The 22,445-nt window shown below is 66.0% G+C and carries 17 protein-coding genes; 8 read left to right on the top strand and 9 right to left on the bottom strand.

Features of this window, described 5'->3' with window-relative positions; all coding sequences use genetic code 11:
* Window positions 1–5 precede the first annotated feature (5 nt).
* Window positions 6–656, bottom strand: coding sequence for an endonuclease III domain-containing protein (locus F468_RS0107120; protein ID WP_018993996.1), 651 nt, complete (start codon window positions 654–656; stop codon window positions 6–8).
* Entirely contained in the window at window positions 656–1,612 is a 957-nt protein-coding gene (rluB, locus tag F468_RS0107115) for a 23S rRNA pseudouridine(2605) synthase RluB (RefSeq protein ID WP_018994842.1), read from the bottom strand. The genes F468_RS0107120 and rluB overlap by 1 nt, the downstream gene beginning before the upstream one ends.
* A gap of 98 nt (window positions 1,613–1,710) precedes the next feature.
* Between rluB and moaB the strand changes: the two genes are divergently transcribed.
* Complete coding sequence (gene moaB, locus F468_RS0107110; RefSeq protein ID WP_018174116.1) at window positions 1,711–2,247, top strand: molybdenum cofactor biosynthesis protein B; 537 nt, start codon at window positions 1,711–1,713, stop codon at window positions 2,245–2,247.
* A gap of 4 nt (window positions 2,248–2,251) precedes the next feature.
* Here the strand turns inward: moaB and F468_RS0107105 are convergent, their stop codons facing one another.
* From F468_RS0107105 to F468_RS0107080, 6 genes are all read right to left on the bottom strand, one after another.
* Window positions 2,252–2,713, bottom strand: coding sequence for a DUF488 domain-containing protein (locus tag F468_RS0107105; RefSeq protein ID WP_051080569.1), 462 nt, complete (start codon window positions 2,711–2,713; stop codon window positions 2,252–2,254).
* Window positions 2,706–4,820, bottom strand: a complete 2,115-nt coding sequence (locus F468_RS0107100) for a tetratricopeptide repeat-containing sulfotransferase family protein (protein ID WP_018994840.1) — start codon at window positions 4,818–4,820, stop codon at window positions 2,706–2,708. The genes F468_RS0107105 and F468_RS0107100 overlap by 8 nt, the downstream gene beginning before the upstream one ends.
* A 71-nt stretch (window positions 4,821–4,891) precedes the next feature.
* Window positions 4,892–11,158, bottom strand: coding sequence for an autotransporter outer membrane beta-barrel domain-containing protein (locus F468_RS0107095; RefSeq protein ID WP_018994839.1), 6,267 nt, complete (start codon window positions 11,156–11,158; stop codon window positions 4,892–4,894).
* 148 nt (window positions 11,159–11,306) lie between these two features.
* On the bottom strand, window positions 11,307–13,088 hold the full coding sequence (locus tag F468_RS0107090) for an N-acetylglutaminylglutamine amidotransferase (protein WP_018994838.1): 1,782 nt from the start codon (window positions 13,086–13,088) through the stop codon (window positions 11,307–11,309).
* Between the two features lie 89 nt (window positions 13,089–13,177).
* The gene (locus tag F468_RS0107085; protein WP_255349412.1) at window positions 13,178–14,080 is read right to left on the bottom strand and encodes a LysR family transcriptional regulator; all 903 of its coding nucleotides are present in this window, start codon (window positions 14,078–14,080) and stop codon (window positions 13,178–13,180) included.
* Window positions 14,081–14,209: 129 nt separating this feature from the next.
* Entirely contained in the window at window positions 14,210–14,599 is a 390-nt protein-coding gene (locus F468_RS0107080) for a hypothetical protein (RefSeq protein WP_017925307.1), read from the bottom strand.
* A 50-nt stretch (window positions 14,600–14,649) separates the two neighbouring features.
* On the opposite strand from F468_RS0107080, the gene sohB reads away from it, so the two are divergent.
* The 3 genes from sohB to F468_RS0107065 all read left to right on the top strand — a co-directional run bounded on the left by sohB (window position 14,650) and on the right by F468_RS0107065 (window position 17,745).
* Window positions 14,650–15,732: a protease SohB gene (gene sohB / locus F468_RS0107075; RefSeq protein WP_018649326.1), complete on the top strand. Its 1,083-nt coding sequence runs from the start codon at window positions 14,650–14,652 to the stop codon at window positions 15,730–15,732.
* A gap of 62 nt (window positions 15,733–15,794) precedes the next feature.
* Complete coding sequence (locus F468_RS0107070; RefSeq protein ID WP_018138414.1) at window positions 15,795–16,295, top strand: DsrE family protein; 501 nt, start codon at window positions 15,795–15,797, stop codon at window positions 16,293–16,295.
* 118 nt (window positions 16,296–16,413) lie between these two features.
* A complete protein-coding gene (locus tag F468_RS0107065) occupies window positions 16,414–17,745 on the top strand; it encodes an ethylbenzene dehydrogenase-related protein (RefSeq protein WP_018994836.1) in 1,332 nt (443 codons plus the stop codon).
* Between the two features lie 29 nt (window positions 17,746–17,774).
* On the opposite strand, the gene F468_RS0107060 is transcribed toward F468_RS0107065, so the two are convergent.
* Complete coding sequence (locus tag F468_RS0107060; protein WP_018994835.1) at window positions 17,775–18,749, bottom strand: arsenic resistance protein; 975 nt, start codon at window positions 18,747–18,749, stop codon at window positions 17,775–17,777.
* Window positions 18,750–18,863: 114 nt separating this feature from the next.
* Between F468_RS0107060 and arsS the strand changes: the two genes are divergently transcribed.
* The 4 genes from arsS to F468_RS0107040 all read left to right on the top strand — a co-directional run bounded on the left by arsS (window position 18,864) and on the right by F468_RS0107040 (window position 22,386).
* Window positions 18,864–19,823 carry an arsenosugar biosynthesis radical SAM (seleno)protein ArsS gene (arsS, locus tag F468_RS0107055; protein ID WP_018138411.1) on the top strand — a complete coding sequence of 320 codons (960 nt, stop codon included), beginning with the start codon at window positions 18,864–18,866 and terminating at the stop codon, window positions 19,821–19,823.
* Between the two features lie 93 nt (window positions 19,824–19,916).
* Window positions 19,917–20,414, top strand: a complete 498-nt coding sequence (locus F468_RS0107050) for an ATP-dependent zinc protease (protein WP_018138410.1) — start codon at window positions 19,917–19,919, stop codon at window positions 20,412–20,414.
* Window positions 20,411–21,316 (top strand): 30S ribosomal protein S6--L-glutamate ligase, encoded by a 906-nt coding sequence (gene rimK, locus F468_RS0107045; RefSeq protein WP_018138409.1) that lies wholly within the window; start codon window positions 20,411–20,413, stop codon window positions 21,314–21,316. Before F468_RS0107050 ends, rimK begins: the two co-directional genes overlap by 4 nt.
* Window positions 21,316–22,386 (top strand): succinylglutamate desuccinylase/aspartoacylase family protein, encoded by a 1,071-nt coding sequence (locus F468_RS0107040; RefSeq protein WP_018138408.1) that lies wholly within the window; start codon window positions 21,316–21,318, stop codon window positions 22,384–22,386. The genes rimK and F468_RS0107040 overlap by 1 nt, the downstream gene beginning before the upstream one ends.
* The last annotated feature ends 59 nt before the right edge of the window (window positions 22,387–22,445 follow it).

Below are 22,445 nucleotides of genomic sequence, written 5' to 3'. Positions count from 1 at the left end.
GAGTTCTAATCCACCACGCGGCCGGGACAGGCGTCGCTCAGGGGGCATCCCTGACAAAGCGGTTTCGGACGGCAGCGCTGCTTGCCGTGTTCCACAATCAAGGCGTGCAGATCATTGAAGGCCTGCGCATCCGGCCCCAGCTCCGACTCCACCCAGGCCCGCAGGTCGTCGTAGGCGCCACGCGCATGCGGCAGGCCCAGCCGTTCGAACAGCCGCCGGGTGTAGGCATCGACCACGAACACCGGCCGTTCGAAGGCGTACAGCACGATGTCGTCCGCCGTCTCCGGCCCGACGCCCTTGACGCCCAGAAGGGCCGAGCGCAGGGCCTCGGTCTCCATGCGGGCCAGGGCTTCCACCCCGCCGTGCTGTTCCAGAAAGCGCAGCAGGTGCCGCAGACGGTCGGCCTTCACGTTGAAGTAGCCGCTCGGGCGGATGTGTTCGGCCAGGGTCTCGTGCGGGAGCTCCAGCAGGGCTTCCGGGTCCAGCACATCGGCCTCGCGCAGATTCGCGATTGCGCGTTCGACATTGGTCCAGCTGGTGTTCTGCGTGAGCACCGCGCCCACCATGACCTCGAACGCCGACTCCGCCGGCCACCACTGCAGGTCGCCGTAGGCGCCCTGCAGGCGCTGCCGCACTTCGGCCACCCGCAACGACATCAGGAACGCGCCCGACCACCCGGCTTGCGCGGCCCATCCTTGCGCCCGGAACCTCCTGGCCCCGAACGTCCGGTCTTGCCGCCCTTGCCGGGGCCGCTCCCCGGCTTGGTGGAGCTCCAGCGATCCGCTTCGCGTACGCGCCCGCCCGACTTGCCCCGCTTGCCGCGCGCGGGCCGGGTGTTGCGGCCCGGCCCGCGGCGCCGACCCCGCTCGCGAATGGACTCCGGCACGGGCAGCTCGACTGCCTCGTACAGGGCCTCGACCTCGCGCACCTCCAGATCGCGCGACGCGCCCGTCTTCAGACCGCGCCCGAGCACCACCGGTCCGTAGCGCACCCGGATCAGCCGGCTCACGGTCACACCTACGGCGTCCCACAGGCGGCGCACCAGACGGTTGCGGCCCTCGCTGACCACGACATGAAACCAGTGGTTGGCGCCGTCGCCGCCACGCTCTTCCAGGACATCGAAGCGCGCGGGACCATCCTCCAGCTCGACTCCTTCCAGCAGCATGCGCCGCGTATCGTCGGGGACCTCGCCCAGCACCCGCACCGCATACTCGCGCTCCAGCGAATGACTGGGGTGCATCAGGCGGTTCGCCAGTTCGCCATCGGTGGTGAACAGCAGCAGTCCCGAGGTATTCAGGTCGAGACGCCCGACCGCGACCCAGCGCTGCCCCTTCAGGCGCGGCAGGCTGGCGAACACCGGCTTGCGGCCCTCGGGGTCGCTGCGACTGCAGATCTCGCCGACCGGCTTGTGATACACGAGCCAGCGATGCGCATGCTCCGCCATGTGGATCACGCGGCCGCGCACGCGGATCACGTCATTCGGCCCGACCTGATCGCCCAGCTTCGCCGTGCGCTGGTTGACCTTCACCTCGCCGCGCTCGATCCAGCCCTCGATCTCGCGCCGCGAGCCGAGGCCGCGCGCCGCCAGGACCTTTTGTACCCGCTCCGACATTCCTGCTGACTCCAGACGTCTCGATCCGGCCGCATTGCCGCGACCGGACCCGCATTCATTATGATGGGCGCTCACGATACACCAACAGGACGTTGCCCATGAGCGCGAAGACCCCGGAAACCACCCCCGTCCAGACCCCGCTGAACATCGCCGTCCTCACGGTATCCGACAGCCGAACCCTGGCCGAGGACCGCTCCGGCGATGCCCTGGTGGAGCGGCTGGAGGGCGCAGGGCACCGGCTGGCCGAGCGCCGCGTGGTCCGGGACGACATCTACGCGATCCGCGCCGAACTCTCGCGCTGGATTGCGGATTCGGAGATCGACGCGGTGCTAACCACCGGCGGCACCGGCATCACGGGCCGCGACGGCACCCCGGAGGCCGCCTCGGTGCTACTGGACAAGACCATCGAGGGCTTCGGCGAGCTGTTCCGCATGCTCTCCTTTGAGGAGATCGGCACCTCCAGCCTGCAATCCCGCGCGCTGTCGGGCGTGGCCAACGGCACCTACGTCTTCGTGCTGCCGGGCTCCACCGGCGCCTGCCGCACCGCCTGGGACCGCATCATCCAGGCCCAGCTGGACGACCGCACCATGCCCTGCAACCTGACCATGCTGATGCCGCGCCTGAAGGAGTCCTGAGCGATTAACCCCCCGTCCCGGGCTCGTCAGGCGCGAAGCACACCGGCGAAGCACGTTCGCCGGTGTGCTCCTCCTCGGCCCTCTCGGCATTGACGAGATCTCGCAACACCGCCGCGTGGCTGTGCTCCACGTCCCGCGTGGCCGTCAGCAGGGTCAGGCGGCCACGGCCGGCGTACCCCAGTAGCCGGCCCCAGGCCTCGGGGGCCGCCCCCAGTTCCGCTTGGTAACGGCGGCAGAAATCGCGCCAGCGCCCCGGGTCATGACCGAACCAGCGGCGCAGCTCCGGGAACGGCGCGATCTCTTTCTCCCAGGCGTCCAGTGCGAGTGCGGATTTCTTCACCCCGCGCGGCCAGAGCCGATCGACCAGCACGCGGCACCCGTCCTCGGGATCGACCGGATCGTAGACGCGCCGGATCCGCACTTTCCCCTGACCTGCCGGTTCATCAGTCGCGTTGACCCTATCGATTGGAGCTGTCCAGAGCTTCCAGCAGCGGCCTCAAATGTGACTCGTAGCGTCGCCACCGTTCCACGGAGCTCTTGTAGATGGGCTTCCTGACCTGCGTGACGCTTGCGGTTTTTACCGGACGCTCGGCCTCATGGAACGCGAGGCAGCGGTCATCCCACTCCAGTCCGCAAAAATCAACAATCCGCCGAGCACCGGAGTCGAGGTCAACAACCATGTCTTCGTAATTGACCTCCAGCATCACGCCTTCCGGCAAGACTTCCCGCCAGTGGCTCATCAACGCTTCGTACCGACGGTAATAACGCCCCAACTCTCCCAGGTCATAACTAAACGCCATTTCGTCGCGAAAAAGCTTGGTGAAACACGACACACAGGTGTCGACCGGGTTACGGCGTGTATGGATGACCCGGGCATTGGGGAACACCATGTGGATCAGGCCCAGAAAAAAGAAGTTGGTCAGAAGCTTGTCCGTGATTCGATCGGCGGTCTCGGAGGTCCCGGAGAGCGCAGTCAGGTAGTGCTGCGCGAGGAACTCGACCTGGCGGTTTGTCAGGGTGGGGGCAATTTCCGGGTGCCGCGGAAGCTCCGGAAACAGGTTGCGGGTGGCATGCAAGGCACCACTGAGGAACTTGACCTCTCCCGCACCGTGCACCTCGGGGTGGCTGGCTAATACCTGCTCCACCAGCGTGCTGCCCGAACGGGGCATGCCCACAATGAAGATGGGCAGGTTGGCCGGATGTGCCCCGGCGTGTGCGCCACGCACAAACTCGTGATTAAAGGTCGAGCGGATGCGCTCGAAATAGCGGATGGACGCCTCTTCATCGAAGGATTGGAGCGAGCGCTTGATGCGCGCGCCCTCCATGTAGTGATGAAACGCGGCATCGTAATCGCCCATGTCGTCGTAGGCCTTGGCCAGCGGGTAGTGGGCAAACATTTCGCTTTCGTCGTCCTGGCCGCTAGCTGACGCGACGCGTTCCTGGAGCAATGGCAGGTGAGGATCGTCCGCGGTGAAGCGCTTGAGGTCCGTCAACGCCGACAGGGCCGCATACGAATCGGGATGGGTTTCCAGCACCCGCTCGAGTTCCGCGCGCGCACGTGGCAGATCACCCAGCGTCTTGTAGGTGTTCGCCAGCGAGATACGGCACTCGTGATACTCGGGACGCTGTTCCAGCGCCTTGCCAAACCACTCCAGCGCCTCGTCATAGCGATCCAGTTCGTGACAGGCCTGGCCGTAGACGCATTGCACCTGGACATCGTCGGGCGCGGCCGCAAGGGCCTCTTCCGCGAGGCGCCCGGCTTCGGGGAAATGGGAGACCCGAAGCCGGGCCCGAGTCAAGGCCACGAGGCCGGAGGCACTACGCTCGCGCGCCAGAGCCTGCTCCAGCAATTCCGTCGCGTCCTCCACACGCCCTTGCTGGAAGAGTACATCCGCCAGCCGATGGATGGCCTCTTCGCGTTCAGGCTGGCGCTCGATCACCCGGCGAAAGGCCTCTTCCGCGGCCTCCGCCTGGCCGGACTCGGCATCCAGAATCCCTCGGTTGTACAGCGCCTCCACGTAGTCCGGCCGCTGCCGAATCGCTTCCGCGTATCCTTCACGTGCTTCTTCGGCCCGGCCCTGGGCCCGCAGAGCATTGGCCAGGTTGTTGTGAGCCTCGGGATATTCGTGCTGGAGCTCGATCGCACACCGGTAGGCCTGTTCCGCGCGCGCGAAGTCGCCCTGATCGAACCAGGCAATGCCCAGATTGTTGTGGGCCTGGGGCGATCCAGGGTCGAGCCGGGTCGCGCGCCTGAGCGCGGCGATCGCGGACTCCAAATCGCCTTTCTGGCGCAGCATTTCGCCAAGGTTGGCATGGTAGTTGGCCACGGCTCCGTTGAGCCGGATCGCCTCGCGTAAACAGGCTATGGCATCGTCCAGATCCCCCTGACGCTGACGGATCACCGCCAGGACATTGTAGTTGTCGACCAGCATCGGCTGGGCCTTCACCAGCTGCCTGCAGAGTGCCTCCGCAGCCTCCAGCCGCCCCGCGTTCATCCACTGCAGGATGCGCGCCTGGGCTTCGGCCGGTGACAGGTTCTTTCGTGTCTGTGATCGCGCGGGGGATTCGGACATCAGCGGAAGTACCTGGACGGGAAACGGGCCGGCAAAACGGCCCGAATGGGGGCCATCAGGCCACCTCGGGATCAGAAGCGATAGGTGCCGTTGAGCATGACATTGTGGTCCGTGGTGTCAGAACTGTACCGCCCGCTATAGCGAACGCCAAGCTCAAGGTTCTCGTCGCTCTGGACCGCGAAACCCGCATCCAGGCCCACGGCATCCTGCGAAAAGTCGGATCCGCGCGAGGAGAAGGAACCGCCCGGCACGCCGGCAAACGAGGTGCGGACTGTGTGCGGCCGGTCGCCGAATTCGCGTTCCCAGCCGACCCGGACCTGGGCCGTCGCGCGTGCATCTCCCGCCACCTCGAATTCGTGGGCGAAGCGCACGCCGAGATCGGAGACCACGCTGGTCCCGCGACCGGCAACACCCAGTTCGGCACCGGTGTCGCCCGATTCCTCGAACGACGAGATCCGACCGCGCGCGTATGTCAGGCCGGCATAAGGTGTCACGTGGGTATTCTCCGCCAGTTTGAATTCGTGCCCGGCCTCGCCTCCCGCACTCCAGACGGTCGCCGTGAAATCGCCTTCGACGGTGCCCTGTACGCCGCCGATGTCGATGGGACGTTGTGCCTCCCCTGAGTAGCGGGCAATCCCGGCCATGCCCCGCACGTACGAGTCGCCCTGGTCGACCTGCCCGTAGACACCGAGCTGGATGCCGTCATAGTCCAGCGAACCCCGGTTGGTGTCGAAGTCAAGATCGGCGCTGTAGTACCCGACGGCGAAACCCGCCCGCGCACTGGGTGTCATCTGGTAGTCGGCACCAAGCATCACGCTGTAACGGTCGTGATCGAAACCCGGCGCGCCGTCATCGCCATCGGTGTCTCCGCGCGTCCCGGTCGCCTGCAGCCAGACCCCCTCGGCCTCCGGATCCGGGTTCGAACTCGGATTGCCCATTGCCGCGCCAGACATCGGCGAGGTGTCCAAGCGCTGTGCGGCCGCCTGCTCGAAGTGGTGCAGGGACCCGGTAATCGAGCGCAGACCCTGCGCATAAATGGAGCCGTCAAGCTGTCCAAGCGCCTGCCGGTAGGCCTCACCATCCAGTGTGAACAACTCGCCCACGAGCGCTCCGTAGGCATCGGATCCCCCACCCGCCTGTAGCGACGGGTAGGTCACTTCGAGGGATTCCGCCACCGACCGCTGGTTGCCCGTCAAGTCATCCGCCGCATCGAATGCGAATCGCTCGACCTGGAGGTCGACGGCGGTCCATTCCGGGTTGAATCCGTCGCGATACACGACATCAACGTCCAGCAGGGCTGATTCGAACACCACGGTATCCCATTCGCCGGAGCCGTCGTCCGTTAGCACGAAGTCCCGATACGTCGTCAGGTCGGCGTACAGGCCACTAGTCGCACGCAATTCCAGGGTCCCGTCCAGCGCGACTTCGTCGGCGTTGACCTGGCTAACCGAAAGGCTCTGTCCTCCGGCCTCCACCGTCTCGTCCCCGGCCGCCATTTCGATGCTCAGCGTGCTGTCCGCCTCTTGCTCGTAGGACCGCAGATTCAGATCGGACCCACCATCCTGCTCGTGAAGCACCAGTTCAAGCCCGCCACCATCCAGGAGACTCAGGGAGCCATTGCGGGCGCTCTCGGCCGGATTCACCACACCACTGAGCCGGGTCACGCCCTCTGATACCTCAATACGGTCATCCTCGCGCAAGGTTATATCGCCAACCAGCCGACCATCCGCCTCGCTACCACGCCAGTCCATGAAGACCGAACTGCCAGTTGCGACCGAGAGATCGATCAATGTGCCCCGGCGCAACGTGTCACCACCGTCCTCGGACCACTCAGCGGTCATCCATCCGCTGTCGTTGAGGATCTCGAACTCCTCGTCGAACTCGACCTCGTCACCGATATCCAGCACGTTCACCCAGCCATCCGCAGTGCCCTGCGCGTAGGCCGACAGGACGGACGAAGCCCCCTGATTGCGAATGAACCCCTGGACACCTTCGACATCCAGGCGCAGCGCACTGGCGTACGCCTCGCCATCCGACGTGGATGCCGAGACTATGATCTGACCCTGGTTAGTGATTTCGCTGACCGTAGGACTGCTGGACGACGCTTGCTGGCCAAGCCCCACCGCCTGGGCTACGGCATCGCTGTTCTGAGCGTTCGCCTCCGCCCAGGCCGACACCACGACAAGCCCGCTGTTGCTCACGGAGAAGGTCGAGCTGTCGCGTCCCGAGGCCTCCTGGCGGATGCCGTAGATATCGGTGGCGCGCGCGGTGGCGGTAGCACTGCCCGGTGCCTCGGCCTCTGCAAACGCCTCGGCCGCCACCAGCAACGTTCCAGTGTTTGCCAGCGTCAGTGTGGCATCGCCCCCTGGCAACACCTCTTGAAACAAACCATGAACATCCGTCGCGAAGGCGGAAACACTGGCTTCGCCACTGGCGCCTTCCGCCAGGGCCCGGGAGTCGGCGACACCCTCAACCTCAATGACGCCGCTGTTTTCCAGAGCCAGTTCGAGTCCGTCCGCGGCACCCCAGGCGCTCTGTTTGATCCCGAACAGCGCACTGACGGACACCGATGTGCCCTCCACCGACGCCATCCCCCCGGCACGTGCCAGCATGTCCAGACGAGCCTGCCCCCGCACCTCGATGGAGCCCTCGTTCAGCGCGCTGATCGTGGCCTCGTCATCGACATCATCGACAAACTGGTGGATTCCGAACAGTTCGCTGACATCCACACTGCTGCCGGATACGCTCGCGTTTCCCGGCGCCTCGGCCGTAGCCTTGCTCCAGGCCTCGCCGTGAATGTCGATCGTACCGACGTTGATAGCCGTATCAGCGGCGCTTGCCGCTGTTCCATCGAACGCCTGGACGATACCTCCAACGCTGCTGACCGACACCGAGCTTAATGTCGCCTCGGCATCGCCGTTGGCGCGAGCCGTCACGCTGCTCCCGCCTACCGCTGACAGGGAAATCGAACCTTCGTTGAAGGCAAGAGCCTCGCGCGCCCCAGTTTCAACTGGGGAAACAAATGTGGAAGCGAACTGCTGGTACAACCCGTACATCGACGAAACCGCCACGGAAGAGGCCTCGGCCACGCCATCGTCTCCCGCAGTAACGGAGGATTTCACAACTCCCTCGGCGTCGATCGCGATGACGCCCGAGTTGACGGCCGTCATATCCAGCGAGTCCGACTCGGACCCCAGCTCCTGATGGATGCCCACCAGATCGGACAACTCGATCTCCACGTCCGTCGCCTCGGCATGACTACCCGCCAGCGCCGTTACCGAGGCCGTGCCGAGCGCCCGCAGGTCGATCACGCCATCATTGACGGCCACAAAGGTCGCGTCCGCCGCGTCGTCCACGTACTGAAGGATGCCGAAGACCTCCGACACGGATGCGGAGCTGCCAGTAGCGTCATCCACCGAGCCGTCCGCCTCTACATCCAGCACCTGGCGACTGGTCCCGGTGATCCGGATGTCCCCCGAATTGTCCGCCACCAGCAGGGCATCGCCACCGGCCTGGTCAATGCTCTGGTGGATGCCGGTCAACGCGGAAACGTTGGCGCTGTCGGCGCTCGCATACGAGACGCTCCCAGCCACAACCCCTCCGGTAACGTAGGCACGACCATCGATCGCGATGGTTCCCTCGTTGACGGCCACCAGCTCGGCGGAGCCGCCAACGTCCTGTGCCCTCTGGTAAATCCCCGCCATCGAAGAGGCGCTCGCACTGGAGACCTCGATATCGGTGGCCTCGCCTGCCGTCTCGACCCGGGCGAAGGTCTCGGCGGCCGCCCGGATATCGATCACGCCCGCGTTCATCGCCACCAGCGTGGCATCGCCCTCGATGCTCGTTAAAACGGAACCCACGCGCTGGTAGACGCCATAAAGATCGTTGACCGTCGCCGACGCCACATCTGCGAACGCCTGCCCACTAGCCGTGCCTTCCACACGGTTCTCAGCCTGACCCAGCACGCTCAACGTGCCCTCGTTGAGGGCGACCAGGCCAGCGTCACCCTCCGAATCCCTCGCATACTGCCGAATGCCATACAAGTCGGTTACGCTCACCGAAGAGGCTTCGATCGACACGTCGCCACCCGCCTCCGCAGCTCCCAGCACTTCCGCATTGCCCGCCACCGTGATCGACCCTTCATTAAGCGCCAGTGCCACCAGATCCTGCTCGACACCTTCAATATCCTGCTTGATGCCGTACAGGTCGCTTACGCTGGCATCGGATGCCAATACCGGGGCATCACCTCCGGCCTCGCCAATGGCTCGACTCGCAGCTCGACCGAGCACATCGATGGAACCGACATTCCGCGCTTCAAGTTGAGCATCGCCCGCGACCGCGTCGACACCTTGCCAAACACCGTAGAAGTCATCGGCCTCGACCGTATCCGACTCGACATAGGCATCGCCGCCCGCCAGGCCGTGCGCCGCCGACTCGACATCACCTCGCACCCGTATGGCACCGTCGTTGGTAGCTTCCAGGACGGCATCACCGGAGATGTCGTCCACCTGCTGGTGGATTCCGTAGAGATCGGAAACCGCGACATCAAGACCGGAGACGGAGTCCACGTCTTGCCCTGCCTCGGCCGTCAGGGCAGCGCGGACCTCGCCGACAACCTCGAGCGTCCCGCTGTTGCTGGCCGTGATATCGGCATCACCATCGATGTTCGACAACGCCTGATAAATCCCGTAGACATCCGACACCGTCGCCGAACTCGCGTCCAGCGAGGCATCGACGCCTGCTTTGACCCACCCTTCGGCATCCGCCAGACCCGAGACCAGGATCGAGCCCGTATTGTCCGCGAGCAGCGACGCCTGCTCGCTGGAACCTGTGGCGCCGACATCGACCATCCGCTGATGAATGCCGTAGAGGTCCGAGACCGACAGGGACGACATCGATCCGGAATCCGCAGTGTCACCGGCCTCCAACCGCAGCCGGGAGCGCGCCTCGGCGCTCACATCTAGGGTTCCACTATTGGAAACGACGCCGGACGCATCGCCGTCCACATCTGCGAAGACCTGGAACAGCCCGAAAAGGTCAGACACGGAGGCCGATCGTGCCCGTGCCGATGCATCCGCCTCGGCAATCGCCTCCAGCTCAACCTCGGCCAGGGCCGTCACGGAAATCGCGCCATCGTTGGACAGGATGGCGTTGGTGTCGCCCCCTACACCCTGACCCGAGTCGCCCAAACGCTGGAACACACCGTAGACGTCGGAGAGGCCAGCGGTGGAAGCGAACACATCCTCGATCTCGCCCGCGGCCCGGGCGGTTGTGTGATTCCCCGCGCGCACGTCGACCGAGATCTGACCGCGATTGGCGAAAACGACGTCGGCGTCCTCGGCTATCGCGATCGCCTCCTGCCGCACACCGTAGACCTGGGATATCTGGACGTCCTGGGTAATATCGCCGATGGAGCCATCCCAGCCGACGTTGCCGCCCGCGTCCAGGTCGGTCTCGAACCGCGCGCCGACATCCACCGTGAGGGCCTGGCCCTCTTCCTGCACGGCCACGGCACCGACCGACCCGCCAACCTGGCTTATGCGCTGAGCAAGACCATAGACCTCGGAGACGGTCACTGCGGGATCGGTGAGGTCAGTGTCACTATCCACCACCCGCGCGTCCCCCAGCGCACGCACGTCCAGCTCGGCCGCGGCGTCCAGGGCAAGGGTCAGGTCGCCATCGTTCACGATGACCGCGCTGACGTCGCCACCGGCGTCGTCGTGGTACTGCAGGATGCCGTAGACCTCGCGGATGTCCGCACGAGTGATGGTGGCCAGGGCATCCCCATCCGCAATCGCTTGCGTCGTCACCAGCACATCAGCCGCAACGGCGACGGGACCCTCGTTCATCAGAGCGGATGCGCTGTCTTCGCCCACCTCAGCATGCAGCTGCGCAACGCCGAACACTTCCTCAACCTCAGCCAGTGCCCCGAAGGAGCGGACATCGGCCTCGCCTTCACTGCGCAAGTGGCTCTCCGCCAGCGCTCCCACCGATACGGAGAACTCGTTGATGGTAATGGACGTGCCCTCGCCACCGATGTCCAGGACGGACTGGCGCACACCGAAGAGCCGGGAAACCGCTGCCGCGAGCCCGGTGTCGGTGCCATCATCCTCATGGAACCCCTGGACGAAAGCGTTGGACACTGCGTGGACCTCGAGAGGGTCCGCGATCATCAGCGACAGATTCCCATTGCCCCCTGAGCCCTGGACCTGCTGATCGACCTCAACCGTATCGGCACTCAGCGTCCCTATGCCGAAGGCCACGCCCAAGGAAATGGCCGAAATCGAAACCGCCGGGGTCTGAACGGCATACCGAAACGCCTGCGGCCTCGTTTTCACGCAGCTTCTCCTCGTGGATGGGCTGTTCGAGCCCAAAGTTGTTCTCCCCGGGCAGTCAAACAGCCGAGGACGCCAACTTCAAACTGATATCTCCCGCCGCGTTAGCTCGGCGTGATCCATTACGGTTTTACCCCTTCGGGCATGGTCATCAGCCCACGTGGGTCTGCAGCCAGTATTCGAGCAGGGCCGCATGCCACAGCTTGGAACCCTGGATGCGGGTGAAGTACTGATCCGGGGCGTCCAGCAGCTTGTCGATGTAGGCCGGCTGGTACAGCCCGCGCTCGCGCGACGCGCGCGAGGTGAGGATGTCGCGCATGAACTCGAGGAAGTCGCCGCGCACGTATTTCAGCGCCGGCACCGGGAAGTAGCCCTTGGGCCGGTCCAGCACCGCGTCCGGCAGACGCCCGCGGGCGATGCGGCGCAGCACGTCCTTGCCGCCGTCGCCCAGCTTCAGGTGCGGCGGCATCGCGGCGGCCGTCTCCACTAGCTCGTGATCCAGGAACGGGACCCGTGCCTCCAGGCCGAAGGCCATGGTCATGTTGTCCACACGCTTGACCGGGTCGTCCACGATCAGCGTGGTCACATCCAGCGCCAGCACCGCGTCGATGAAGGAATCCGCACGGTCGGTCTCGAGTTCGGCAAACTGCTCGCGCAGCCAGTCGCCGGTCACGTCGTTCGCCGGCGGGTGGCGCAGCATCTCGGCCATCTCGGGGTGATCGCGGTCGAAGTAGTGGCGACGGAAACGTTCCACCCAGTCGCCGTGACGGTCCTCGGCCATCTGCGGGTACCAGAAGTAGCCACCGAACACCTCGTCCGCGCCCTGCCCGGACTGCACCACCTTCACATGCTGCGAGACCTGCTCGGACAGCAGGTAGAAGGCGACCGCGTCCTGGCCGAACATCGGCTCGGCCATCGCCCCCACCGCCTCCGGCAGGCGCGCCAGCACCTGGTCGTTGGGGATCAGCGTGGCCTGGTGGTCGGTGGCGTAGCGCTCGGCGACCGGATCGGAGTACTCGAACTCCGAGCCCTTCTCCTCCGGCTGGTCCTCGAAACCGACGGTAAAGGTGCGCAGATCCTGGGCCCCTTCCTCCGTCGCCAGCGCGACCAGCAGAGAGGAATCCAGTCCTCCGGAGAGCAGCACGCCCACCGGCACGTCGGCCACCTCCAGGCGCTTGCGCACGGCGCTGCGCAGACTGTGCTCGATACGCTCCTGCCATTCGGCGTCGGACACGGCCTCGGCCGGGCGGTGGGCATACAGCGTCCAGTAACGTTGCAGTCGCTCCTGCCCACGCGCATCGATACTGAGGTAATGCCCCGGCTCCAGCTTGCGGATACCGCGCAGCACGGTACGCGGCGCGGGCACCACCGCGTGCAGCGAGAACAGCATGTGCAACGCCTCGGCATCCAGCTCGGTGTCCACGTCGCCCGCCGCCAGCAGCGCCTGGGTGTTGGAGGCGAAGCGGATGCCGTCGCCACCGCGCGCCAGATACAGCGGCTTGATGCCCATGCGGTCGCGCGCCAGCAGCAGGCGCTGGGCGTGGCCGTCATACAGCGCAAAGGCAAACATGCCGTGCAGCCGGGCGACGATGCCCTCGCCCCACTCGGCATAGCCGCGCAGGATGACCTCGGTATCGCCGGTGGAGAAGAAGCGATGGCCGCGGCCCTCCAGCTCGCTCCGCAGGGCACGGAAGTTGTAGATCGCGCCGTTGAACACCAGCGCGAGCCCGGTCTCCGGGTCGAACATCGGCTGGTGCGCGCGCTGCGACAGGTCCAGGATCGACAGGCGCCGGTGCCCCAGGGCCACCCGCCCGGAGGCCCACAGCCCGTCGGCATCCGGCCCGCGCCGTTCCAGGCAGGGCAGCATGCGCGCCACGGCCTCGCCACTGGCGCGCCGTTCACCCCAGACGAATTCTCCCGCGATCCCGCACATCGATTCTTTCCTTGCTGGTTGGGTGGCTTGGTTTTGGAGCCGGCTTGTTCCTCTCCGGCGCAGGCAGGGCTTCGCCTGCAGGCAGGCTCCTACCGTTCAGGGGGCTCTGACGAGCTTCCGCCGAAGGCGGCCTCCAGGGCCTCCATCAGGGCCTGGCTGGCGGCCCCGGCGCGGTCGCGATCCGCGTGCGCCATGTAGAACGGCACCTCGTGGCGCGTGCCTGCCTCCAGGTTCAATTCGACCAGACACCCCTGCTCAAGATCCTCCGCGATACGATCCAGCGGCAGCCAGGCGAAGCCGATCCCGGAGCGCAGGATCGCGCGCGCGGTACTCATGTGCGAGACCGTCCAGCGCTGGTCGGCCTCGAGCCAGCCACCCTCCCCGGCCTGCTGCTCGCCGGAATCACGAACCACGATCTGGCGCTGCGCCTGCAGGTCCCGCCGTGTCAGCCGCTGGCCGTCGGCCAGCGGATGTCCCGGGTGTGCCACGCAGACCATGACCTGATCCGCCAGCCAGGCACCCAGATAGCCGCCCGGCAGCTCCGGCGCGATCAGGATATCCACCCGGCCTTCGCGCAGGAGTTCCGGGCCGCCGCTCAGCACAACCTCCTCCAGCTGGACACGCGTGGCCGGATAGGCACGGGAAAAGCGCTCCAGCGCCTGGATCACCGGGCCCCGCGGCAGGATCTGGTCCACCGCCAGCCGCACCTCGGACTCCACACCGGCGGCGAGCGCACCGGCCAGGGCCTCGATCTCGGCGGCCTCCTCCAGCAGGTGCTCGGCACGGCGCAGCAGCGCCTCGCCCGCCGGGGTCAGCACCGCCTTGCGGCCCTGGACTTCGAAGACCTCGACGCCCAGGCGCTCTTCCAGCTTCTGCACCGCATGATTCACACTGGAGGGGCTCTTGTGAACTTGTTCCGCGGCACGAGCAAAACCGCCGGCGGCCACCACCGCCTGCAACATGCGCCATTGCTCCAGGGAGACGCGGATCAATGGACCCGCCTACGTCGGCATCCAGGAGTCCACGCCAGGACGCGGCGGCCCCGTTCTGGTGACAGGCTGCACCGCCACTGCCGCGGCTTCTCAGCACACAGCATCGAACCAAACGCCGCCCGATTCATCCTAGTGTTCCTCGGGGCACCCGCAGCCGGTCTTGTGGATACGCCGATGCCATTCCTCGCGCATCCGCGCGCAGGCGGTCGTGGTCATCAGCAGCAGATGGACCGTGGAGGGGTAGATCCGGCCATCCATGCGCAGGGTCTCGGTCAGCTCCGGGTCCTTGCCCTCGGGAATGTAGAAAAAGTCCTGTCCCTCGCGCAGCTGGTCCTTTTGCGCCTTGAACAGGCGAAAGGCCGTGCCCTTGGGCACTCCGTTCCATTCGTCGATCTGACGCAGGCTCAGGGTGGCGTACCCCGCATGAATAATCGGTTCCGGCGGGGTCGCGCTGGCGGAACCCTCACGCCCGGGAAACAGTCCTGCACTACGGGGGTCTTCGTCGCTTTCGATCCTCATGCTGGCATTATGGCATGCCGAAAGCCGGCCGACGGAACAGGACGACACGGATGGAATTGTTACAGGAATACGGGCTGTTCTTCGCCAAACTCGTGACCGCCCTCGTAGTGGTGCTGATCTTCGTGAGCGCCGTGGCGGGGGTGGTCGCCAAGAGCCGCGAGAGGCGGCCGGACCGCCTGACGGTACGCAAGCTGAACGATCGCTATCGCCGCATGGAGAAAACCATTCGCCACGCGGTCGAGGGAAGCGCGACCTGGCGGGCCCGGCTGCGCAAGAAGCTGGGATGGCGCGGCAGCGATTCCTCGCCCGGCGAAGGCGAATCCACCGAAGCGCCAAAGCCGGAAACCCCGACCGAACACCCCGGCCCGGATTCCGGCGAACAGGAACGGCCCAGGGTGTATGTGCTGCACTTCAACGGCGACATCCGCGCCTCCAGCGTCGACAGCCTGCGCGAGGAGGTCACCGCAATCCTGACCCTCGCCCGCCCCGAGCAGGACCGGGTGATCGTATGTCTGGAAAGCCCGGGCGGGCTCGTCCCGTCGTACGGCCTGGCCGCCTCGCAACTGGCCCGCCTGCGCGACCAGGGACTGGACCTGACCGTCGCGGTGGATCGTGTCGCGGCCAGCGGCGGGTACATGATGGCCGCGGTGGCAAACCGCATTGTGGCGGCACCCTTCGCGGTGCTGGGGTCGATCGGGGTCGTAGCCCAGATTCCGAACCTCCACCGCTGGCTGGAGCGTCATGACATCGATGTCGAACTGCTGACCGCCGGTGAGTACAAGCGCACCCTGACCGTACTCGGGGAGAACACGGACGAGGGCCGGCGCAAGTTCCGCGAGCAGCTGGACGAGGCGCACGACCAGTTCAAGACGTTTCTTTCCCGCTACCGCCCATCCCTGGACCTGGAGAAAGTGGCAACCGGCGAGCACTGGTACGGCGAACAGGCACACGACCTGGGCCTGGCCGATGAACTGCGAACCAGCGATGATCTGCTGCTGGAGACCAGCCGCGAGGCCGACCTGTTCGAGATTACCTATACGCGCCCGCAGCGCCTGAGCCGACGCGTCACGCTGGCGATGGAATCCATCGTCGAGCGTGCGCTGCGCGGCAGCGCTCCTCATGAACGGCTATAACCGGGGAAGAAGCGCCCACCCCCAGTCGTCCAACATCAAGAACCGACCCGGAGGACACGACCATGCAACATCGCTCCCGCACCCCTGCCTTTTTGCTCTGCCTGCTTGCCGGCATTGCCCTGTTCGCGTTGCCGCTGGCGGGCAGTGCGGACGACAAGATGCCCTGGGGCTCGGCCGAGATGATGGACCGCGAATACGAGCCACGAAAGGTGGTCTACGACGTCTATGTGGATACCGAAGACGAGCTGAACATGGTGCTCGATCGCGTCAGCATGCTGAACAACGTCTACGAGTCCGATCCGTTCGAGGCCCACATCGTGCTGGTTTTGCATGGCCGCGAGGTCCCGTTCTTCACGCGCGACCAGTTCGAGGAGCGCGAGGAAACCATGCGTCGCGCCAAGTCCCTCAGTGAAGGCGGCGTCATCGAGTTCCGCATGTGTGAGGCCTCCGCCCGGCTGCGCGGCATCGACCACGAAGACGTCCACGGCTTTGTGAACCTGGTGCCGATGGCCGACGCGGAGATCATCGAACTGCAGCACGAGGGCTACCTGCTGATGCAGTGAGGCCCCGCCTGCAGGCAGACGCCAGAACCCTGGTGTCTGCCTGTTAACGCCCCTTCAATGGCTGCCCCGAGCAAGCCTCCCTACGCCCCATCGATAGCACCCCAAGGAATCCCCGCTCATGAAACGACGTCTGCTTGCCCTCCTGATCGCAGCCACCGGCCCCACCCTGGTTCTGGCCGACGAACCGCGGAAGAGCGACCCTGATCAGAATGTCTACATCCCAGGGGCCGAGGACAGCCAGGGCGTGTTGCGCGTGGCAGCAGTCTACAACGGGGACCGCATCCGGATTCACTACGAGTACGAAACCAACAGCCCCAGCTGGTATCACCAGTACTGGCGCTACGAGGATGGCGAATGGGTGCGCTACGGCTCCGGCGGCCCGGAGCCGGACGAGCACGGCCTGTACGAAGACCGCATCTCGATGATGCTGGACGACGGCTCGGTCGACGACTTCATGCGCCTTGGTGGCTGGATGACGGCACACGAAGGCATGCGCAGCCTGAGCTCGGAGGTGGATCGCGACGACGTGCGCGAACACCCCAAGCTGGGCGAAGCGATGGGCCGCAGCGATGTGCGCAAATACCTGCCGCAGACCCGCGAGACCGATGACCCGGAAGATGTCTCCTGGGACGCCATCCGCGATGATGACGAGCTCGAGGCGATGCGCGAGAACGGCGAATTCCTCGACCTGTGGCAATGGCGGGCCCACCGCAGCCACCCGATGGGGTACGCGGATAACGGCTATGTGCTGCACTACCGCCTCGCCTCCGAGGGCGACAGCATGTTCACCACCAACTGGGACGACGACACCGAGCAGCCCGCCTATATGTTCGACCCCGACCAGGTGGGCGCCCCGGCCCTCGACTGGGAGCGCCTGGTCGCGGGCGAATATGGCCAGAACGACCCCTACTTCCTGTCGGAAAATAACTCGGTCGCGTTTGACCCCGACTATGACTGGCAGGAGGGCGACACCCTGCCCCAGCGCTTCCTGCGCGAGCCCGGTGGCAGCCGCGGCGCGATCGAGGCCACCGGCGGCTACCAGGACGGGGCCTGGCGCATCGCGTTGACCCGCTCGCTCGACGCCCCGAACTCACGCGACAGCAAGGCACTTGAACAGGGCAATACCTACAACGTCGCCTTCGCCGTGCACAACGGCACCGGGGCCCGCTGGCATCTGGTCTCGCTGCCCCTGACGCTGGGGCTGGACAATGGCGAGGCCGACATCGAAGCCCAGTACACGGACGGACACCTGGACGACGCCGACCTCGAATGGACCGAGGTCCCGGTGTTCTATCCGGGACAGATGACCTACCAGAAGCTGCACAGCGACGCGCACGGGGCCGGCGGCCCGCTCGTGCGTGATGGCGACCTGGGCGTGCTTGACGCCCACGATCCGGAGGGCCTCGCGGACCTGATCATCGAGCACGAACTGCGTCAGCTGGAGAACTAGGGGGACCAATGTCTCCCCAGGACTGATCGTCAGCTCGACCCGGATGGTTCCGAGGGTGCCTGCGGGGCGGGGAACAGGCGCGGCATCCAGCGCAGGTAGCCGAGCATCCCGAACAGCTCGACCAGCGACTGCAGCACGATGACCATGACGGCCGCGTGCAGGGCCTCCGGCAGTGCCAGCGCCACCGGCAGCACGACAAACGAGTTGCGCGTACCCAGGCTGAACGCCAGTGTGCGCCCCTGCTCAATGGGCAGGGCGAATACCCGGGCCAGGGCCCATGCCAGTGCGGCCGCCCCGACCAGAAACAGCAGGTACACCGGGATCACCCCCAGCAGCTCCCGCCCGCCCTCGAACACCACCGGGGCCTCCGCCAGCGCGATCAGCCCCACCACCAGCGCCAGCAGCGGAACGGTGGCGACCCCGAAGCGGTTCTGCCAGACCTGCACACGCCCCCGCACCCTGAGCGCCTGCTCCAGCAGAACGGCCGCCGACAGCGGCAGCCCGATCAGCAGCGCCGCCGCGGCGAACACGGTCGGCGACATAAGGCCCACGGTCTCGCCCGGCCCCAGGATGAGGGCCAGGTACACCGGCAGCATCAGGAATTGCGCCGCAAGACTCACCGGCGCAAAGGCCGCGGCACGCGCACCATCGCCCCCGCCCTGGCGGGCAAAGGCAATGAACCAGTCGGTGCAGGGCATCAGCAGCACGAGCAGGATGCCCAGCCGTATCGCCGGGTCGTCGGGGGCCATCGGCAGCAAGGCGATCAGCAACAGCGGCACCAGCACGAAGTTCCCCACCAGTGCGGCCACCAGGAAGCGGCGATCGTTAAAGGCGAGCCGGATCGCCTCCCAGGGGATCTGCGCAAAGGTGACAAACAGCAACAGCCCGAGCGCGATCCATACCCAGGCGGTCAGCCCCTCGCCAAGCCCTGGCCAGAGGCTGGCCAGGACGAGCCCCAGCACAATCGCGGCGAGACAGACCCAGACCTGAAGACGTTCCAGCATCCCGCTACGGTATCAGAACCCCACCCGCCGTCCGGCTTCGTTGTCGGCGGCGCCGCGACCGGTCAGGCTTAGGGTGTTGCTTTGCGTACGTATCCGCACCGTGCAGGGGATGTGATGATCCAGCAGGAGCCTTTGGTGGCCTACCACGATTTCCCGCCCCTGACCCGGGCGCGGCTGGAGACCCTGCAGGCCAACCTCGGCTATGTCTGCAACCAGACCTGCTTCCACTGCCATGTGAACGCCGGGCCGAACCGGCGCGAGATCATGCCGCCAGAGGTGATCGACGAACTGCTCGCCTGCTGCGATCGCTGCGACGTCCAGACCCTGGACCTGACCGGTGGCGCCCCGGAACTGAATCCCGGCTTTCGCGACCTGGTCCGCGCCGCCCGCCAGCGCGGGATACACGTGATGGATCGCTGCAACCTGACCATCCTCGGTGAACCCGGGCAGGAAGATCTGGCAGCTTTTCTGGCCGAACAGGGCGTCGAGATCGTGGCCTCGCTCCCCTGCTATCTGGAAGAGAATGTCGATGCCCAGCGAGGCGACGGCGTGTTCGAGCGAAGCCTCGCCGGCCTGAAGCAGCTCAATGCCCTGGGCTACGGCGACCCCGGCAGCGGGCTCCGCCTCAATCTGGTGTACAACCCGCAGGGCCCCAGCCTGCCGCCGCCACAGGCCGAACTGGAGGCCGCCTATCACGAGCATCTCGAGCGCGAATACGGCATCCGCTTCAACGCGCTGTTCACGATCACCAACATGCCGATCCACCGCTTCGCCAAGACACTTGCGCGGGAAGGCCGTTACAACACGTACATGCAGACACTGCGAAACGCCTATCAGTCGTCTAACCTCGCAGCCGTCATGTGTCGGACACTCGTCTCGGTCGACTGGCAGGGGTACGTGCACGACTGCGACTTCAACCAGATGCTGGAGTTGCCCCTGGGGGCCGGTCGGGGCCGTCGCGTGTACATCGGCGAGCTGACGCCAGAGCACCTGGCGCAGGCACCGATCGCGGTCGGCGACCATTGCTACGGGTGCACGGCCGGCCAGGGCTCCAGCTGCGGCGGGGCGCTGTAAAGGTAACGGAGCGGTGAGGGCTCCGGGCGTCAGCATCCGGAGGTCCATTCGTTTCGTTATAGTGGGGGCCGGACCCAATTCATCGGGAGACTCATGAATCGCCCGCCTCATTTCAATTTATCGGCGCGGGCCGAAGATGTGCTCGGCTGGCGCGAGTGGGTCGGCCTGCCGGATCTCGGCCTCGGAGCCATCAAGTGCAAGGTGGATACCGGCGCGCGCAGCTCCGCGCTGCATGCCTTCTATATCGAGAGTTTCACCCGCAACGGGCGTGAGTGGGTGCGCTTTGGCATCCATCCCTATCAGCAGGATGCCGAGACGGAAGCCTGGTGCGAAGCCCCGGTACTGGATGTCCGGAACGTCACCGACTCCGGCGGCCATACCGGCGAGCGTTACTTCATTGCCACCCGCGCAAAAATCGGTGATCGAGTGATCCCTCTGGAACTCTCCCTGACCAGCCGCGATACCATGCGGTTTCGTATGCTGCTCGGGCGCGAGGCCATGCGGGGTCGCTTTCTGGTCGACCCCCAGGCCTCGTTCCTGCTCGGGCGTCCCGCTCCACATCTTGCAACACCGGAACCCACGCCCGAATGAAGATCGGAATCCTCTCGCGCAACAGCAAGCTCTACTCCACCCGGCGCCTGGTCGAGGCCGCCCAGGAACGCGGCCACGAAATCCGCGTGGTGGACCCGCTGCGCTGCTACATGAACATCACCGCACACAAGCCCCAGATTCACTACAAGGGCGATGTGCTCGACCAGTTCAACGCCGTCATCCCGCGTATTGGCGCCTCCATCACCTTCTACGGTACCGCGGTGCTGCGCCAGTTCGAGATGATGAGCGTCTATCCGCTGAACGAGTCGGTGGCCATCTCGCGCTCGCGCGACAAGCTGCGCAGCCTGCAACTGCTCTCGCGCCGCGGCATCGGGCTCCCGGTGACCGGGTTTGCCCACTCCCCCGATGACATCGACGATCTGCTGGCCACCGTCGGCGGCGCGCCTGCCGTGATCAAGCTGCTGGAGGGCACTCAGGGGCTGGGGGTCGTGCTGGCCGAGACCAATCAGGCAGCGGAGAGCGTAATCCAGGCCTTCATGGGTCTGAAGCAGCACATCCTGGTGCAGGAGTACATCAAGGAGGCCAAGGGCTCGGACATTCGCTGCCTGGTGATCGGCGACAAGGTCGTCGCCTCGATGAAGCGCCAGGCGAAGGAAGGCGAGTTTCGCTCCAACCTGCATCGCGGTGGCAGCGCGAGCCTGTGCCGCATCACGCCCGAGGAGCGGGCCACGGCGGTGCGCGCGGCCAAGGTGATGGGGCTGAACGTCTGCGGCGTGGACCTTTTGCGCTCCAACCACGGCGCGGTGGTGATGGAGGTGAACTCCTCGCCGGGGCTGGAAGGAATCGAAAACGCCTCCGGAAAGGACGTGGCCGGCATGATCATCGACTTCATCGAGAAGAACGCCAAGCCGAACCGCACCAAGACCAAGGGCCGTGGCTGATGGCCACGCCCCGGGCCGACCGGAACGACCCGATCACGATCGGCGGGACGACCGTCCGCCCGGGTGAGCGCCGCACGGTGGAACTGCAGCTCGGCGCCCTGTACACCCACACCCCGACCAATATGCCCGTGCAGGTGCTCTGCGGACGACGCAAGGGGCCGGTGCTGTTCATCAGCGCCGCCATCCATGGCGACGAGATCAACGGCGTGGAGATCATCCGCCGCCTGCTGAAGATCCCGGCACTGCGGCGCATGCGCGGCACGCTGCTGACCATTCCCGTGGTCAACATGCACGGCTTCATCAACCAGAGCCGCTACCTGCCCGACCGCCGCGACCTGAATCGCTGTTTCCCCGGCTCGCCCAAGGGCTCGCTGGGGGCCCGGGTCGCACGGCTGTTCATGCGCGAAATCGTCCACCGCAGCACCCACGGGATCGATCTGCATACCGGGGCGATCCATCGTTCCAACCTGCCGCAGATCCGGGCCAACCTCGACCACCCGGAGACACAGACGCTGGCGCGCGCATTCGGCGCGCCGGTGATCCTGAATTCCGCGCTGCGCGACGGCTCCCTGCGCGAGGCCGCGGCGGAGCGGGACACCCCGATCCTGCTGTACGAGGCTGGCGAGGCACTGCGCTTCGACGAGCTGTCCATCCGCGGCGGCGTGCACGGGATCATCGAGGTCATGCGGCATCTTGGCATGCTGCCGGCGAGCCGGCGGCGCACCCCGCGCGAGCCGATCATGGCTCGCACCAGCGGCTGGGTACGCGCCCCGCAAAGCGGCATCCTGCGCAGCTTCGTCCGTCAGGGCGACCGCGTGGTCCGCGACCAGACGCGCCTGGCGATCGTCTCCGACCCCTTCGGCGAGACCGAGACCGAGGTCCTCGCCCCGGCCTCGGGGATCATCATCGGCCAGCTCAACCTGCCGCTGATCAACGAGGGCGATGCCCTGTTCCATATCGCCCAGTTCAACCGGACCGATCTGGCGGTGGAGCGCCTGGAGACCTTCCAGGAAAACCTCGAGGCCAGCGACTACCCCTACGCCGACGCCCCGCGCCCGGAAACGCCCTGACGTTCACACTCGCGGGGGATCAAAACCCGCAGCGGTCGCGTCTAGGAACTGAACCTATT

It is taken from the genome of Thioalkalivibrio sp. ALJ2, assembly GCF_000378325.1.
GTDB lineage: Bacteria > Pseudomonadota > Gammaproteobacteria > Ectothiorhodospirales > Ectothiorhodospiraceae > Thioalkalivibrio.
This window is presented reverse-complemented; position numbering and strand designations above follow the sequence as displayed.